Origin of the sequence: Streptomyces xiaopingdaonensis (assembly GCF_000262345.1) — a bacterium.
Lineage (GTDB): Bacteria > Actinomycetota > Actinomycetes > Streptomycetales > Streptomycetaceae > Streptomyces > Streptomyces xiaopingdaonensis.
This window is the reverse complement of sequence record NZ_AJTQ01000165.1, coordinates 1-17,410: the sequence shown is the minus strand read 5'-3', so window position 1 is coordinate 17,410 and position 17,410 is coordinate 1. Positions and strand designations below refer to the sequence as shown.

Annotated in this window: 9 protein-coding genes and 1 pseudogene; 6 read left to right on the top strand and 4 right to left on the bottom strand. The window is 70.0% G+C overall.

Going from position 1 to position 17,410, the window contains the following annotated elements; all coding sequences use genetic code 11:
• Positions 1-16: 16 nt before the first annotated feature.
• The 3 genes from UWG_RS0113090 to UWG_RS0113080 are packed head-to-tail and all read right to left on the bottom strand — an operon-like array spanning position 17 to position 3,854.
• Complete coding sequence (locus UWG_RS0113090; RefSeq protein WP_016907664.1) at positions 17-949, bottom strand: carbohydrate ABC transporter permease; 933 nt, start codon at positions 947-949, stop codon at positions 17-19.
• Positions 946-2,247: an extracellular solute-binding protein gene (locus UWG_RS0113085; RefSeq protein WP_106429958.1), complete on the bottom strand. Its 1,302-nt coding sequence runs from the start codon at positions 2,245-2,247 to the stop codon at positions 946-948. Before UWG_RS0113085 ends, UWG_RS0113090 begins: the two co-directional genes overlap by 4 nt.
• 41 nt (positions 2,248-2,288) lie before the next feature.
• On the bottom strand, positions 2,289-3,854 hold the full coding sequence (locus UWG_RS0113080) for a DUF4127 family protein (protein ID WP_016907662.1): 1,566 nt from the start codon (positions 3,852-3,854) through the stop codon (positions 2,289-2,291).
• A 415-nt stretch (positions 3,855-4,269) separates the two neighbouring features.
• On the opposite strand from UWG_RS0113080, the gene UWG_RS0113075 reads away from it, so the two are divergent.
• Both UWG_RS0113075 and UWG_RS0113070 read left to right on the top strand, forming a co-directional pair.
• Entirely contained in the window at positions 4,270-4,983 is a 714-nt protein-coding gene (locus UWG_RS0113075; RefSeq protein ID WP_016907661.1) for a GntR family transcriptional regulator, read from the top strand.
• 93 nt (positions 4,984-5,076) lie between these two features.
• Positions 5,077-5,763: an N-acetylmannosamine-6-phosphate 2-epimerase gene (locus UWG_RS0113070; RefSeq protein ID WP_033196116.1), complete on the top strand. Its 687-nt coding sequence runs from the start codon at positions 5,077-5,079 to the stop codon at positions 5,761-5,763.
• 62 nt (positions 5,764-5,825) lie between these two features.
• Here UWG_RS0113070 and UWG_RS0113065 read toward each other — a convergent pair whose 3' ends face one another.
• On the bottom strand, positions 5,826-6,770 hold the full coding sequence (locus UWG_RS0113065; RefSeq protein ID WP_016907659.1) for an ROK family protein: 945 nt from the start codon (positions 6,768-6,770) through the stop codon (positions 5,826-5,828).
• Between the two features lie 417 nt (positions 6,771-7,187).
• Here UWG_RS0113065 and UWG_RS0113060 point away from each other — a divergent pair, with 417 nt between their 5' ends.
• The 4 genes and pseudogenes from UWG_RS0113060 to UWG_RS29990 form a co-directional block, all read left to right on the top strand.
• Complete coding sequence (locus tag UWG_RS0113060) at positions 7,188-9,374, top strand: AIPR family protein (protein WP_029391407.1); 2,187 nt, start codon at positions 7,188-7,190, stop codon at positions 9,372-9,374.
• Positions 9,375-10,427: 1,053 nt separating this feature from the next.
• Positions 10,428-12,086: a serine/threonine-protein kinase gene (locus tag UWG_RS29995; RefSeq protein WP_078495648.1), complete on the top strand. Its 1,659-nt coding sequence runs from the start codon at positions 10,428-10,430 to the stop codon at positions 12,084-12,086.
• 22 nt (positions 12,087-12,108) lie between these two features.
• Positions 12,109-15,354, top strand: a complete 3,246-nt coding sequence (drmD, locus tag UWG_RS0113045; protein ID WP_016907655.1) for a DISARM system SNF2-like helicase DrmD — start codon at positions 12,109-12,111, stop codon at positions 15,352-15,354.
• Positions 15,351-17,410, top strand: a pseudogene (locus tag UWG_RS29990) (Eco57I restriction-modification methylase domain-containing protein); the annotation flags it as partial. The gene drmD and the pseudogene UWG_RS29990, both read left to right, overlap by 4 nt.

The following is a 17,410-nucleotide window of genomic DNA, read 5'->3' as shown; positions in this document are numbered from 1 at the left end:
ACGCTGCTCCCACTTCCTAGGACCACCGGCTGGCGCGCCGGAGCATGACGAATGCGATGCAGAAGGACACCGCGAACAACAGCAGGGCGAGCACGGAGGCGTAGCCCATGTTGAAGTAGCGGAAACCCTGCTTGTACAGCAGCACGGGGAAGAAGAGTGTCGAGTCGTTCGGATACCCGAGGGACTCCGCGCCGTTGGTGGCGCCGCCGGAGAGCGAGGTCGCCACGACGTACGCCTGTGTGAAGTACTGCAGCGCGTCGATGCACGCGGTCACTCCGGCGAAGACCAGCACCGGGCGGATCGCCGGCAGCGTCACGTGCCACAGCTTGCCGAATCTGCCGGCCCCGTCGATCTCGGCGGCCTCGTAGAGCTGTTGTGGCACGTCCAGCACGGCGGCGAGGAAGATCACCATCAGGTTGCCGACCATCCAGGTGTCCAGCAGCAACAGTGAGGGCTTGGCCCATCCCGGATCGTCGAACCACAGTGGCCCGTCGACGCCGAGGTGGGACAGGACGGTGTTGACCGGACCGGCCGAAGGGTTCAGCAGTACGACGAACCCGAGGGACGCCGCGACCAGCGGCATCAGGTACGGCAGATAGAAGACGGTGCGCAGGATGCCGCTGCCGCGCTTCACTCGGGAAATCATCAGCGCGACGAGGAAGGCGAACGCGATCTTCACGGGGACGCCGATGAGTAGAATCCAGGCGCTGTTGCCGATACCGGTCAGCAGCGCGTCGTCCTGGAAGAGAAAGCGCCAGTTGTCCAGGCCGATGAACTTCGCGGGCGTGATCAGGTCGTAGCGCGTCAGGGAGATGTAAACGTTGGCGAGCAGCGGGTAGAGGAAGAAGACTCCGAATCCGAGGAACCACGGCGCCATGAGGCCCATGGCCGGCCAGTTGATCCGCTTCCGGAACCCCCGCCGGCGTGCGAGGGAGCCCGGCGCTCTCACTCTTCCCTCCCGATCGTGACCTGCCTGAGGAAGTTGTCGATGGCCTCGGCCTCATTGCGCAGTCCCGTTTCGGGGTTCGCCACCTTCCCCGACTCCCACTCCTGGAAAAAGGTCGACATCGAGTCCTGGTAACTGAGCCCTGCAGGGGTGTTCGGCGGCAGGGTGCTGTGCGGATGGCCAGCCATTTTCAGGAAGGGTTTGAAGTTCGGGATTTTGGCGAGCTCCGGGGAACGCAGCGCCGCCTTCGTGGTAGGCACGTTGTGCAGTTCCTTGGCCAACTCTGTCTGTGCGCCGGTGTCCGTGGCGAGCCACTTGACGAGCCGCCAGGCGGCTTCCGGGTGCTCGCTGCGGTGGGTGATTCCGGCGAGGTGCACCGTCCAGGCGCCGCTGCCGTACCGTTGGGGCTCGTCGTCGGGTGCGGGGAACGGAGCGGTGCCGTAGTCGAGTTCGGGCGCCTCGTCCTCGATGAAGGCGGTGCGGAACTCGCCGTCCAGCATCAACGCCAGCTTGCCGGTCTGGAACGCGTTCGAAGCGGTGTACTGGGCACCGGCGCCGGCGCTGAAGGCCCGCAGCCGGTCGTAGCCGTACCAGTCGATCAGGTTCTTGCGCCAATCGAGCATCTCCCGCCACTTTGAATCAGTGCCGACGGCGGAGGATCCGGCCTCGTCGAACCATCGCGCACCCCACAACTGGGCTTCGTACGCAGGGCGGTTGGCGTAGAACATGGTCAGCGGCGCATAACCGGCCTCTTTTATCGCCCCGTTGGGGCCGCGTTTGGTCACCTTCCGCGCGTATTGGTCCAGTTCACTCATCGTTTTGGGCGGACCGTCGAGGCCGGCGTCCTTGAGTTTGCGTTTGTTGTAGTAGAGGCCGTAGATATCGCCGAGGACGGGCAGTCCGCACCGTTTCCCCTCGGACGAGCCCGCCTGATAGGGCGCGGGCAGGAACCTCTTGGTGTTCAACTTGTCGCGCTCGATGTAGTGGGTGAGGTCGCGCCAACCGCCGCTCGGGCAGTAGACGCCCGCCAGTTCGCTCTGCGGTGCCCACTGCACGTCGGGCGCCGGGCCACCGCGCAGTGCCGCGACCATTCGGTCGTTGTCCTGGGAGCCGAGGCTGTCGACGGTGATCCAGGGGTGTTCCCGCTCGAATCGCCCGAGCACCTTGTTGAAGGCGTCGAGCTCGCGACCGTTGTAGGCGCTCCACACCGAGATCGTCACCGGCTCGTGCCCGGGCTGATCGAGCGGTACGTCGGGAGCGGCGACGCCGCACGCGGTCAACAGCGCGCCGCTCACCGCCATGGGTATGACGCGGCGCAGCGGGCGCGGTACGAGGACGCTCCTCATCTCAGCCCCTCTTCCGACACGGCTTCGGCGGGGCCGTCGGCCTGGTGGAGCGCGAAGTCGACCTCGAAGGTCCGGTCCCACGGCAGCCGAACCGAGTCGGCCGGGAGCGACCACCCTGCGAACTCGGGGAACCGCTCGACGGACCGGGCGAGTTCGGCGGCGATCCAGGAGCGGGCGGGTTCCCGCACGTCGGCCGGGAGTTCGTCGTGGCGGTCCTGCTCGGTGAACCTCGCCAGCGCGCGGCCCCGGATGTCGGTCATGTAGGCGGAGTCCTCGATCAGCCGGTGCAACAGCAACCGATGATGCGCGGCGTCGTCGAGGACGCCGGCGGCACGGGCCGTCGCATGGACGACACCGTGCGCGAGGGCGCTGCCGACGGTGTTCCCCGCGGTGTTCCAGCCGCCGTACGCGGCCAGCGACTTGAGGTCGATGCGCGCCTGGAGGGCGGCGAGCAGCGCCGGATCGGACCCGTTCGGGTATGCGCAGTCGGCGACCACCACCGCGGCGCCCGCGGCGACCAGCGAGGCGACGCGTTCGGCCGTGGCCCGCACCTCCGAGTGCTCCTGCTCGCGCACCCGCGGGTGCCCGTGCGCCCAGTCGCCCCCCTGTTGGTCCGGCGGGTGCACCACGACGACGAGCTCCGCGTCGGCGTCCGCCGGCACGGGGGCGGCGCCAACTGCCCTCAGATGGCCTTGCGTTCCCTGCGCGAGCGGCAGGTTCTCGTACGGTGCGACCCGGGAGAGACCTCCCGGCACCGCGCACTCGACGGCGACCGGCAGCGGGGTGTCCCGTATCCGTCCGAGCACCGCGCGTGCCACCAGGACGGAGCCGACCTCGTCGGCTCCGGGATGCATCAGCACGCCGTCTACCGCGTCTCCCAGGACTCGTTTCCAGTGCGCGAGCCAGTGCTGCTCCAGGCTGCCGGCGGAACGCTCGGCGGTGTCGTCCGCCGTGATCAGCAGTGTCTGCAGGGTGGCGTCCGCGGCCAGCCCCAGCGCTGCGAGATTGACGGTGTGGTTGCGCAGTCGTCGGGCCTCGAAGTCGGCGACGGACTCGCGCGGAAGTCGATCGCGGAGCTCGCCGGCCTCTCGCTCGCCCGCCTGCTCACCGAGGTACCTGCGGTGCAACGCCGCGCCGTAGCGGTGCAGATCCGCGCCGATGTGCCGCCAGTAGTCGGGTTCCTCGTCACTGCTGTTGGAGTTGGGCGCGCGGGTGACCAACGAGACGGCGTGCAGGCCGGTTCGGGGCGCGCGTGCCCGGACGCGGCGCAGCGCCTCCCAGCGGTTGAGCACCGCCGCGACGCTGTCGGTGGTCGTACGGGCGGCGATCAGGCCGCCGTAGCCGAGGGTGTCCAGTGAGGCGACGAGCTCATCGGCGGGTGCGGACCGCTCGACGGTGGCCTCCAGCCAGGAGCCGAGTGCCGCGGTGTCGCCCGGCTGCTTCTTGCGGCTGAGCATCGCCGCGGGCGGCAGCTCCACCTCGACCCTCGCGACGGCCGCAACCTGCCTCGGCAGCCGGGTGTTGACGGGACGCTCGTCGAGTGGCAGCAGCGCGATGTGCACGGGTACTCCAAGGCGAAACGGCTGGAAGGCAGGGTTAGTTTGGTCCCATCCAATTGTGTCCGTCAATAGTCAACTAGCCGTGGAGCAGGCAAAGTACGAGGGATTGGTGCCAACCATTCACCGCGACCACGGCGGACGCGCGAGAGGGCAGCGGCGCATCGGGTACCGCGGAGCGGTTGGGCCCGCGCCGTGTCGATGCCTGGCGGGGTCGGCGAGTGGAAACGGGTGGGCGAGCAAGTGTGGACCGATGTGCCCCCGCGCGGCCGCGTAGCGTGGAGCTGCCCCTCTTGTGTCGTATTGGACAGTACCAATCTCTCAAGGGGCTTGGGATTCTGGGCAAACCTACCCCGTAAGATCCAGTTATTGGCTGGTACCTATACGCCGAGGACAGGCTCATCAAAGGACGGAGGGCCACGTGGCCAAGCTGGCCAAGCACGAGGAGCTACGACAGCGGCTGCTGGCGGAGATGACCGACGCCCCGCCCCACACGCCACTGCCCACCGAGAGGGAGATCGCCACCGAACACGGGGTCTCACGCAACACCGTGCGCCAGGCGCTCGACGCGTTGGAACAGGCGGGGGGCGTCTACCGCGTACAGGGTGCGGGCACCTTCGTCGCCCCGGCCGTGGTGTCCAAGTCCCTGGCGCTCACGTCCTTTTCGGAGGACATGCGGGCACGTGAGATGGAGCCGGGAGCCCGGCTGCTCACCGCGGGGACCGTGCGGGCCGGTCGCCGCATAGGCGACTTCCTGGACCTCGATCCGAAGGCCGAGGTCTTCCGCATCGGCAGGCTCAGGCTGGCCGACGGCGCCCCGATGTGCCTGGAGACCGTCCACCTGCCGACCGCGCGTGTACCGGGGCTCGCCGAAGCGGATCTCGACGGCTCGCTGTACCAACTCCTCAGCGAGCGTTACGGCTTGGAGATCGTCACCGCGGAGCAGGTGGTGCGGGCCGTCGATCTGGGCGAGACGGAATCGACGCTGCTGGAGGTGCCGGTCGGCGCCTCCGGGCTGCACGTGCAGCGTGTCGGCCTGGACCGCCGTGAGCGCCCCGTCGAGGCGACCACCACGCTCTACCGCGCGGACCGCTATGACATCCGCTTCGCCGTGCGGCGGACGCCCGCTTCCTGAGGCCCGAACCGCCGCCCTCCACACACCGCTGACGACGAAGGAAACATCGTGCGCACCACAGTGTCCGGCACCCCGGAGCCGAGCCGTACCGCCATGCCCGCAGCACGGGCGAACGCGCTCCTGGACGGCTTCCGGGGTCGACTCGTCGTCTCCTGCCAGGCTCCTCCCGGGGACCCGCTGCGCGATCCGCACCACATCGCCGCGATCGCGGCCTCCGTCACCGCGGGCGCACCTGTCGCCGGCGTCCGCGTCCAAGGGCTCGACGACATCGCGGCCGTACGCGCCACCGTCGAAGTACCCGTCATCGGCCTGTGGAAGGACGGCGACGACGGCGTCTACATCACGCCAACTCCCCGACACGCACTACGGGTTGCGGATGCCGGCGCAGACCTGGTGGCCGCGGACGCCACCGGACGCGCCCGCCCGGACGGCAGCGAACTCCACGAACTCATCCGTACCGTGCACCGCGCTGGCAAGCTCTTCATGGCGGACATCTCAACCGTGGCAGAGGGCGTCCATGCCGCCGACCTCGGCGCCGACCTGGTCTCCACCACATTGTCCGGATACACGCCGTACAGCCCCCGACAATCCGGTCCCGACCTGCTGTTGGTCCGGCAACTCGCCTCCCGGGTGCGCGTCCCGGTCTGTGCCGAGGGGCGCCTGCGCACCCCCGAGGACGCCCGGGCTGCCCTCGACGCCGGCGCCTGGACGGCGATCGTGGGTACCGCCATCACCGCTCCCGCCGTGCTGGCCAGTCGCTTTGCGGCCGCGTTGGGCTGACGCCGCGAGCGACACCGGGCGAGGTTTCTCCTGCCTGACGGGCGCCGCCCGCCCAACGGGGCTCAGCCCGTATCGCCCGGCGTGCCTCCCGGACGGTGCAGCGGCGCGCTGCTCGTCAGTGCGGCGGCGCCGACGACGGCGGCGTCGTCACCGAACAGCGGGGCGCTCGGGCGGAGGTGCTGCAGACCGGGGAGGAGGGTGGCGGCGAACTCCGCGTTCAGCGGGGTGCGATAGCGCGGGCCGATGCGCGGCACCCCGCCGCCGACGACGACCCGGTCGCAACCGAGCGCGTTCGCGAGCCCGCCGAGCGTGCGGCCCAAAGCCCCGGCGCCGGTGGCGATCGCCTGGTCGGCTGCCGCGTCCCCTTCGACGGCGCGGGCGGCCACCGTCTGCAGACTTTCTGCTGAACGGCCGGACTCGCGTACGTAGAGCGCGGTGATGCCCGGACCTGAGGCGACGGCTTCCAGGTGGCCGGTGGCGCCGCACGGGCATCTCAGCCCCGTGGCCTCCGTGGCCGCCAAGTGCCCCAGGTGGCCTGCGAGGCCGCCGGCGCCGTGCAGTAGCCGTCCGTCGACAGCGATGGCACCGCCCACCCCGGTGCCTATGGCGGCGTAGAGCACGCTGTCGCCGACGCTCAGCTCGGGTCCTGCGGCGGCCCGGACGTCGTTGTCGCAAGCGACGGGGAGGCCGGTACGCCGTGCCAGCTCCGGCCCCAGCGGGGTGCCCTTCCAGCCGCGTACGGCATCCGTGGCGCCGGTCACGGTGCCGCTCACGGAGTCGACGACTCCGGCCGCGGCCACGCCGATTGCGACCGCACCCGTGTTCACGGCGGCGAACGCGGCGGCGAGCGCGTCGAGTACGGCGGCCGGTCCTTCCTGCGCGGGGGTGGGCCGGGTGGCACGGGCGAGCGGCGCGCCGTCGGGCGCGACGAGCGCCGCATCGATCTTGGTGCCGCCCATGTCCAGCCCGACGACGGGCCCCTGAAGCGAGAGGCGCGACGTGCTCATCGTCCGGGCATCCGGACGTTGCACTGTGAGCGGCCGGGAACGACGGCGGGCGCGCACATGCGCTGCGCTTCCGGCCCGGTCCTCCGCGGCCCGAACGTCCGATGCCCCATATCGCCCTTCTCGCTCTCCTGTTGCCGGCAGGCTCCCGAGCGACTTCCGGAACTCGGGCACATTCGCCATGCCGCGGTCCGCCCTCTTCTGTGCTCAACATAGCCGTTGACCGGCGCAAATGGTCAAGACCTTTTCAGGAGCGAGCGTACCCCCGACTCCCTTGCCGCACCGGTCGGTTGCACGCCGCGTCGAGCCGGCGGCACTCGGAAACAACCGGCTGCCGCCCGCCGACCGCGGGGCCGACACGCTCTGTTGCCGCTTCGATACCCTCAACACCGATGCCAAGAACGGTGGTTGGGAGCGCGAATGGGTAAGGATGCACCGGCGAGCCCCCTTGAGGTCCAGCACATCAGAAGGGCGCTGCTGCGGGAGTTCGAAGGACGGATCTCCATGGGCGACTTCGAGAAGAAGGACCCCAAGGAGCGCGAGACGGCCCTGCTGTCGAGAGCCGTTTCGGCGAAGGCCGCATGCATCCTCGCGGACTGCACCGCGGATGAGGCCGCTGCGTGGGTGATCGACGGACGGAACGACTTCGGTATCGACTGCGTGGCGTTTTCCGCCTCGGGAGCCGAACTCTGGCTGATCCAGGCCAAATGGAAGGACAAGGGCACTGCCGGCTTCGACACCGAGGCAGCCCTCAAGCTGGTGCACGGGCTGAAAAAGCTCGACAACCGCGATCTCGATCACTTCAACGAGCGGCTGCAACTGCTCGCCGATCGTGTGCACGGCGTTCTCAGGTTGCCCACATGCAAGGTCAACCTTGTCGTCGCCCTCATGGGAGACGGCCACCTCTCTCCCGAGACCCGTGACATCCTGGTCGAGGCGGCCAACGAGTTCGGCGGCCGCGGACGGACCGTGGAGTATCGCGTACTGGACCAGGAGGACCTCCACAGGGCGATCCGGGAGGACCTGGAGCCGCAGCCGATCACCCTCAAGGCCACCATGGGCCGCGAGTGGTACAGCCGGGAGACCCCGTACAAGGCGGTGATCGGTGAGATCAGTGCCGATCAGCTCGCGCGCTGGTACGGCGGCAAAGGTGACGGAGACCATGACAAGGGGCACGGCGAACGCCTCTACGACCGCAACGTCCGTAAGTCGCTCGGACTCACCGGAGTCAACCAGACCATGGTGGAGTCGATGCTGGAGGACCCGGAAGGGTTCCTGTACCGCCACAACGGCATCACCGTGCAGTGCGACAGAGTCGAGCAGGAGTATCACGGCAAGCGAGCGGTCGGCCAGCCCACCACTCTCATCCTGCACAACGCCAGCGTGGTCAACGGCGCCCAGACGGTGTCCTCGGCTTACCGGGCGTACGAGAGGGACAGCGAGGCCGTGGCAGAAGCCTGCGTTCTGGTGCGGATCATCTGCCTGGAAGGAGCGGCGGAAGGCTTCGGACATTCCATCGCCAAGGCCACCAACACGCAGAACCACATGGAACGCCGGGACTTCATCGCCATCGACACCGTCCAGAGCGAGATCCAGAAGGACTTCCGCCTCTCCCTCGACAAGGAATACGTGTTCCGCAGAGGCGAACTCGACCCCGCTCCTGAATCGGGTTGCTCGGTCACCGAAGCGGCCACGGCCCTTGCCTGTATGCACCGGGACCCGTCGCTCGCCGTCCGGGTCAAAGGCTCCACCAACGCACTGTGGGAGGAAGGCAGCGGGGGCGCTTACACGAGGCTGTTCGGCCAGCAGCCGGCGGCTCAGCAGATCTGGCGCGCGGTGCAGGTCTTCCGGCTGGTGCGGGACGAACTGACCAGACTGCGAACCGGTTTCGCCCGCCGCCCGGCCGCCATCGTCGACAGCGGGAGTCTGCTGGTGGCCCATTTGGTGTTCCAGCGAATCGGCAGGGACCGGTTCGACGAGCCGGACGACGAGTGGGCCGAGGTACTCGCCGGGGTGCCCGATCAGGTCGATGCCGTGCTCCCTCGCCTCATCACCATGGTCGACACCCTTTTCACCAGCAAGAGTTACATCACCAGCACCTTCGCCAACGAAGAGCGTTGCGCGCGGCTGGTCGCCGCTGTCCTGGGCGACCTCCGGCGCGGCACCGGGGCGGACTCCTCCATGAACCTCAAGGCCCTCATGGCGGATACCGGGCTGAAGCGGCAGCGTCGGCCCCATACGGTTCGCCTCCTCGTCGACCACGATGCCATCAGCGAGGGCACCCCCCTCGTCTACGCCCCCAGTGCCGTGGAGGAACTGGCCATCGGCGCATGGCTCGACGAGGATCCCCGCCGGCGCCGGGCGAGCTGGGTGAACGACCGGAAGACGCCCGTCCTCTGGGAGGCCGACGGCAAGCGGTACTCCCCGACCGGGTTGGTCTCCCAGATGTGGAACGCGGCCGACTGGAAAGAACAGTGGAGCGCAGTCCAGGGGCCCAAGCAGTGGAGGGTCCCGGGCGAAGGGACGCTGGTGGAGATCGCCGAAAGGCTGTGGCGGGACATCGCAGACGAGGATCGGTCGGGCGAGGACGGCGTGGCGGACGCATGAGCCCTCGGGCTTCTCACCGCCGGGCCGATGGACACGGGGGCATGGCCGGCTGCTCGTGTGTCCCGTTCCCGGGTGTCGAAGTAGGTGGCTGTGCTGGTGCGGCGGGCTTCGGTGGACGGTCTTGGGGTGGCGGAAGTCCCGGTCGGGCATGAGGTGTTGGCAGTCGGTGAGGGGGAGGACGCGGGCTTGGTGGTGCTCCTTCGGGTCTTGTAGGAGGGCGCGGAGCGGGGTCGGGGTGGGGTGGTCGCCGTCGAAGACGAGGCCGGACGTGCTGTACGGCCGCTCGGTGTCGGGGAGGCCGTACGCCGTTGCAAGGAGCTGCGGTGGGGCGGGGTGGTGTGTGTGCTGTTTCGTCCTGGTGCTGGCGTACGCCGGTCTTCCATGGGTGCTCGCCTGGGTTCATGGTGCCGCCGACCAGCTGCCATGGGTGGGAGGGGAGTAGGCGGAGTGCTGTTGGAGTGGCCGGTCGTCCTGGTCGGTGAGGTAGATGCACGCGAAGGTCTTGGCCTTGAGTACCGTCTCGGTGTCCTGCTCGGGTGACAGCCAGCCGGCGTTTCGCTGCTTCGGCGGACGGGGGGTGCTCTCGATGGCCCGGCGGGCGGCGTCGTGTCGGGACGGGGCATGCGGTCACCCCGCGGTCGGTTCGTGCGGGCGGGTTGGTCGAGGTGCGTTTCGCTGAGGTGCTCGACGAGCCGAGCGGCGACGAGTGTTGGTGGGTGGGAGACTCGTTGGCCTGCTTGGCAGGTCGGGACTGCCGGCAGCGACTGGTGCGACGTCGCTGTATGAAGGCGGCTTCACCCGTCGAAACACCCGACGCGGCACCGCACTCGGCGTCCGTCGCCGGGGAGCGCGGCGGTTGCGCCTCCGCCGGTAACGCCGGTCATCGTGTCAAGCGCCCTTTCTGCCCGAGCCCTTGCCGCCCGTCCCGGTCGAGGCGGGGAGCGAGGACGACGTCGCGGTAGCCGGGAAGGGGCTCGGCGGGCTGTGCAGCGAGTTGGCGTGCCCTTCGCCCGGGGCCGAAGCAGGGTGCGTTCGACAACTCACCCTGAGTAGATGCGAGGATCGCGACTCAGCGCGCTGGCACGGGAGGGCACAGGAGGGGTGTCGGGCATGGAGCTGCTCGAAGGTCGCTACGAGATGACCAAGCTGCTCGGAAAAGGCGGTATGGGGGAGGTGTGGGAGGGCTACGACAAGCGTCTGGACCGCCCACTGGCGATCAAGCTGATGAAGAGCGGAGCCGACGAACGGCCCGTCAGCCGCGAGCGGTTCAAACGCGAGGCGCAGGTCATGGCCCGGTTGGAACACCCGGGTGTACCGCTCGTCTACGACGCGGGGCTGCTCCCGGACGGCCGTGTCTATCTGACCATGCAACAGGTGCACGGGCGCACGCTCTCGGACGAGCTCTCCGCCTCGGGGCCCCTGCCGCTTTCCTGGGTCGCCGCCGTCGCGTCGCAGGTCAGCGAAGTTCTCGCCTACGCGCACGGCCTCGGGGTCATTCATCGTGATCTCAAGCCGTCGAACCTCATGCTCACACGGGGCGGCCGGATCAAGGTCCTCGACTTCGGCATCGCCGCCGCGCTCGACCCGGACCCGGCGTCGCCGGTTCTCACCGTGCCGGGGAAGCCGCTCGGCACGCCCGGATACTTCTCCCCCGAGCAGGCGCGCGGCCTGCGGGCGACGCAGCGCAGCGACCTGTACGCGCTCGGTTGGATCCTCTACGAGCTGATCACGGGGCGGCTTCCCCTCTGCGGGGCCCCGATCGACCTCTTCTCCAAGCGGCTGCGCGAGGAGCCCCCGCCGGTCAGCCGCTGGCGTACGGGGGTGCCCGCGTCGCTCGAAGCCCTCGTCTCGGACCTGCTCGCCGTTGACCCCGACGACCGACCCGTTTCGGCTGCCGCCGTGCAGTCCCTGGTCGAGCCGTGGATCTCCGAGTTCGAGGATCGGGAAGCCGCCACTCGTCGTGCGGAGGCTGTGGCGAACCAGCCCACCGTCGGGGCTGACGGCGGGGTCGCGGCGTACGACCCGACCGTGCCCTACACCCGGCTTCTGGGTGCGGTTCCGCCCGCGCAGGACCCGCGCCCGCAGGGGTACGAGGCCGCGCCGCCCCGGACGGCCCCCGACCTGTCTGCGCAGGAGAAGTGCGAACCGGCCGTTCCCGCACGGGTGTTGGAGCTGGCGGCCGAGGGGCGGGACACGCAGGCAGCCGCGCTGCTGTCCCGGACGGTTGCCGAGCGGTCCCGGCGACTTTCCGCGTCCCATCCACGGCTCGTCGTCGCGCGGCTCGAGCTGTGCCGACTCCAGCACAGGGCTGGTGAGTTGGGGCATGCCTTCGACGGGTACCGCGAGCTGGGCGCGCTCCTTGAGGCCGAGCGCCAGGGGCCCGACGCCGATCTGCTGAGCTGCGTCTCCGGCGCCGCCGGTTGCCTGGCCGATCTCGGGCGCACGTCCGAGGCGGTCGAGGAGTACGAGCGGTTGGAGCGCCTCCAGCACGCGGTGCTGGGGCTTCACGCCGCTGAAGTCTTCGACACCCGTTACGAGATCGCGGTGCTCCGAGCCGGGCGCGGCGGGGTGCCGGAGGCTGCCGGCATGCTCCGGGAGCTGCGCGACGCGCAGCACGAGTGGCTGCCGAGGAACGATGCCAGGCATGAGCGGGTGGCCGCACTGCTGCAACGGCTGGAGCACCTGTTCCGTACGATGACGGAGGAAAAATGACGACAGGGGAGGGCGCGAGCGTATGGCATGGGAGACAGCAGCCGAGGCCCTTCCCGAGGAGGGGCGCCTCGTCGAGATCCGGGGGCAGAACTGGGTGGTCTCGAGGGTGCATGTCGCCCCCCGTGCGGCTGGTTCGCCGAGCACACTCGTCGAGCTCCAGTCCGTCGCGGACGGGCGTTACGGCGAGAAGCTCTCGGTGATCTGGGAGGTCGAGCCGGGGCGCCGCGTGCTGCCGGCCGGGTCCCTGCCCGACGTCACCCGGGGAGGCTTCGACTCGCCGGACCGGCTCGCCGCCTTCCTCGACGCGGTCCGGTGGTCTGCCGTGGCCTCCGCCGACGTCCGTACTCTGCAGGCTCCGTTCCGCTCCGGAGTGGCCGTCGAGCCCTACCAGTTGGAGCCGGTGGCCCGGGCGATCGGCGCCCCGCGCGTCAATCTCCTCCTCGCCGACGACGTCGGCCTGGGCAAGACCGTCGAAGCAGGGCTCGTGGCACAGGAGTTGCTGCTTCGCGGCCGGGCCGATCGCATCATGGTCGTCGCCCCGGCGGGTCTCACGCTCAAGTGGCGGGACGAGCTGGCGGAGAAGTTCGGGCTCGATTTCCAGATCGTGGACTCCGCCGCCTGCGCGCAACTCCGTCGGACGGTCGGTACGGCGGCCAACCCCTTCCGTACCTATCCCCGGACCATCGTCTCGCTGCCGTGGCTGCGGGGAGCCAAGGCCCAGCGGCTCCTGGACGAGGTGATACCGGAGAAGCCCGACGAGGAGCGCACCGGACCGGACGACCGCTTCTTCGACCTGCTCATCCTCGACGAGGCACATCACGTCGCGCCGGCCGCTCCCAAGCAGCTCTACGCCGTGGACTCGCAGCAGACCCGGTTGATCCGCCGCCTCGCGCCGCACTTCGCGCACCGTCTCTTCCTGTCGGCGACCCCCCACAACGGTTACTTCGAGTCGTACACGGCACTGTTGGAGATCATCGACGATCAGCGTTTCGTCCGTGGCGTGCAGCCCGATGACAGAACCGAGCGCGAGACCGTGGTGCGCCGTCTCAAGCGGGAGATCAAGGACGCCGAGGGCGCGCGCTTCCGGCAGCGCGAGGCGGTGTCGATGACCGTCGAATACACCGCGGCCGAGCGAGAGGTGCACGCGCTGCTCGCCCGATTCGCGGCGCTGCGCGCGAAGAGCCTGGACCACGTCGGCAAGCACGGCCGCCGGGCCGCCGACCTGGTGACCCTCCTGCTGAAGAAGCGGCTCTTCTCATCCCCGGCAGCCTTCCTGCACACCGTGCGGGTCTACTTGGCGCGGATCGACGAGAGCAGCGGCGGCGCCGGTCGCGCGGGCAGCGGGGACACCGCCGACTGGTTCGACGACTTCGCCGACTCCCTGGAGGGACTCGACGACGAGGCGGTCAGGGAGGAGGAGGACGCGGCGCTCGGTCGCGCCACCCGGCTGGCGCCGGTCTCGGACCCGGAGGCCGTCGAGGTGCTTCGCGCACTGGAGCGCTGGGCCGTCACCCATGAGGCCACCGCCGACTCGAAGGCCCGTCGTCTGATCTCCGAACTCAGGGCCGTCTGCCGGCCGGACGGCGAGCTGTGGTCGAACGACCGGATCGTCGTCTTCACCGAGTACCGCGACACGCAGCGTTGGCTGCACGATCTCCTGGAGCAGGAGGGGCTCGCCGAGCCCGGCCGGATCGCCGAACTGCACGGCGGTATCAGCAAGGAGGAGCGCGAGGAGGTCCGCCTCGGCTTCCAGGCCCGTCCGGACAGCCCGGAAGGGAAGGTCCGCATCCTGCTCGCCACGGACGCCGCCGGCGAGGGCATCGACCTCCAGAAGTACTGCCACCAACTCGTCAACTACGACATTCCGTTCAACCCCAACAAGCTGGAACAGCGCATCGGGCGCATCGACCGGTGGGGCCAGAAGCACAGTCCCAGGATCATCCACTTCGTCGGTTCCGCCTGGAACGAGGTTTCCACCGATCCCTACGAGGGCGACCTGGAGTTCCTCTCCCGGATGGCGCAGAAGGTCGCCCGCGTCGAAGCGGACCTCGGTTCCGTCAACCCGGTACTCGCGGAGGCCGTCCAACGCAGGATGACCGGCGACCTGACGGCCGACCTGGACGGCGGACCGGCCTCCCGCGGCGACCGCAAGCCAGGCACGCGCATGGCCACCCAGCCCGGTGTCAGCGACCAGGTGGCGCGTCTCGCCGCGCAGTACGACCAGTCCGTGAGCGAACTCGGGCTCACCCCGGAGAACATCCACCGTGTCGTCGCCACCGCGCTGGAGCTCGACGGCCAGCAACCTCTGCGCCCGGTGTCGGCCACCAGCCCGGAGGCCGACACTCTCTTCTCCGACATGGAGGACGACCCGGACGGCCCGGACCTGACCGGCTCCCTGTTCGAAGTGCCGCCGTTGACCGGCAGTTGGGAGAGGGCGACCCGCGGCCTGACCCACGCGCTGCGTCCGGACCGGCGCCGTCCTGTCACCTTCGACTCCCGGATCGCCGCGGCGAGCCGGGACGACGTGGTCCTCGCCCATCTCGCCCATCCGCTCGTGGACATGTCCACGCGCCTGCTCACGGCGGCCGTGTGGAAGCCGGACACCGTCGGCCTGCACCGGGTCGCCGCCGTGGTCAGCGAGCGGCCCGAGCTGGAGACCACGCTGGTCGGTGCCTACGCCCGCTTCGTGCTCGTCGGGAACGACGGCGTGCGGCTCCACGAGGAGATCCTGCACGCCGGTGGCTGGGTCGGGGAGAACGGCTGGATCCGGCGGTGGCAGAACGTCACCACCCAGCGCGAGGTGCTCCAGCACGCCCTCACCCACGGCGACCAGGCGGCGCCGCACCTGCGGGAGAGCCTCGCGGCCCGCTGGCCGCAGGTGCAGGAGCGGCTCACCAACTCGCTGCATGCCCGCCGGAACGAGCGACTGGAAGCCATGACGAGTCAGCTCGCCACGCGCGCGAGCGAGGAGCGCGAGCGCATCAACGCTGCCTTCGACCGGTTCGACGCGACCCTGCGCGCCAAACTCCGCGAGGAGGGTTCGGCCGCGGGTGAGCAGACCGCCCTCTTCGGAGAGCGGGAACTGACCTCGCTCGAGGCCCGCCAGTACCGTGAGGACCGGGAACGCTGGGAAGCGCGCCGGGAATCCCTCGGAGCGGACCGCGCCCGTGAGCTCGCGGCCGTCTCCGCACGCTACCGGGACCCGCAGCCGTACCTCTTCCCCGTCGCCGTCGTCTTCGCCGTCCCCGCCAAGGAGGCGTCCCAGTGAGCACCCGTCCCTCCGGTAACTCCCGTCCAGGGGCGGCCCGTTCCGCCGCGGCCCGACGCAGCAGGGGCATGGCGGCGGCTCTCGCCCGCGAGACCGACGGCAAGGCGCAGCATCTGGACTGGCTCGGCCTCACGGAGATCTCCGGACCGTTCCTCACCCTTCCCGTGCTCGAACAGCACTGGCCGGAGCTGGACGTGCTGCCGAGGCAGCAGCGCGAGCGGCTGCGCGTCGAGTACGCGCAGTGGCGCGAGGACCCGTCCGCGTGCCGTGACGGGTGGGTGCGTCATCTCCTCGCCGACGTCCTGGAATGGGACGCCGCGCTCACTTGGCGCGAGCCTGGCCCCGGCACGCCGCTGGAGCGCTTCGACTTCACGGTCCGGGAGCACGAGGACACCGTCGTCGGCCCCGATTTCGCGCTCGTCGAGCCGGGTTCGGATCTCTCGGCGGAGCCCGATACTGCGGCCGCCGCCCAGCGCGTGCGCGTCCTCGGCACGCTCCTCCCGGCGGGCTGCCATCCCACGCGCCGCCTCCCCGAGGCCCTGGGGGGCGCCTGGTCGGCCACGCCCGCCGATCGACTCGCGCGGCTGCTGCGCGCACACCGGGTCAGCCTCGGCCTGGTCACCGACGGCCGCTGGTGGACGCTGGTGTGGGCGCCCCAGGGAGGGGTGACGACCACCGCCACCTTCGACACCATCGGCTGGAACGAGGCCGCCGAACGCAACTCGGTCCGGGCCTTCCGCTCCCTGCTCTGCCGCGCCCGTTTCTTCGGCGTCCCCGACGAGGAGACGCTCGTCCCGCTGCTGGAGGAGTCGGGCAGGAACCAGGAGGACGTCACCGACGCCCTCGGCGTCCAGGTGCGCCAGGCCGTGGAACTCCTCGTCGAGGCGATCGGCCGTGCCGACACGGCGGCGCGGAGACGCGGCGAACAGGGGCTCGCCGACCGGAAGGTGAAGGCCGGCGAGGTCTACCGGGGCTCCGTCTCCGTCATGATGCGGGTGGTCTTCCTCCTCTTCGCCGAGGAACGCGGCCTCCTCCCCGCCGACAACGCCGTCTACGCCCACGCCTACTCGGCCGGCCGGCTCTGCGCCGAGCTGGAGCAGCGCGTCCAGGACGAAGGCGAGGCGACCCTCGAGTACAGCTCGGCCGCCTGGCACCGCCTCCTCGCCCTCTTCCACGCCGTGTACGGCGGCGTACGCCACCCCGACCTCGAACTCCCCGCCTACGACGGCTCCCTCTTCGACCCGGCCGCATACTGGTGGCTGGAGGGCCTCCCCGATCCGGACGCCGCCGCGGAGACGCCGGCTCCGCTGCTCGTCATCGACGACCGCACGGTGCTGCACATGCTGCAGGCCGTGCAGTACGTCACCGTCAAGGGCGAGCGCCGTGCCCTGAGCTTCCGTGCCCTCAACGTCGAGCAGATCGGCTACGTCTACGAGGGTCTCCTCTCCTTCGACGGCCTGCGCGCCACCAAGACCGTCGTCGGCCTGGTGGGGAGGAGGGGCCAGGAGGCGGAGGTGCCGCTCGACGAACTGGAGCGCCTCGCCGCCCCGTTCGGCATCGGTGCCCGCGCCGACGCCGGGACGCCCGACCCGGCGGGGTTCGCCAAGGAGCTGAGCGCCGCGTTCAAGGACTCGGGCATCGGCAGCCCCAAGGCGCTGGAGAAGCGGCTCGCCCCGCTCTCGGAGGCCGAACACGCCGAAGCCGAGCGGCAGTTGCTCTCCGCGTGCGACGGGGACCGGGAGCTGACCGACCGGCTCATGCCCTTCCACGGCTGCGGTCCCGCGCGGGGCCTGCTCCGCGCGGATCTGCGTGGCCTGCCCGTCGTCATCCTGCCGGGCGCCCTGTACGTCACCGACTCCGCGCTCCGGAAGAACACCGGCACCCACTACACCCCGCCGCACCTCGCCGAGCAGGTCGTCGAGGGCGCTCTCGAACCCCTCGTGTACGAGCACGGGCCACTGGTGACGGGCGACCGGGAGCAGTGGAAGCTCAAGTCCGCCGACGAGATCCTCGAACTCAAGGTGGTCGACATCGCGATGGGTTCGGGCGCCTTCCT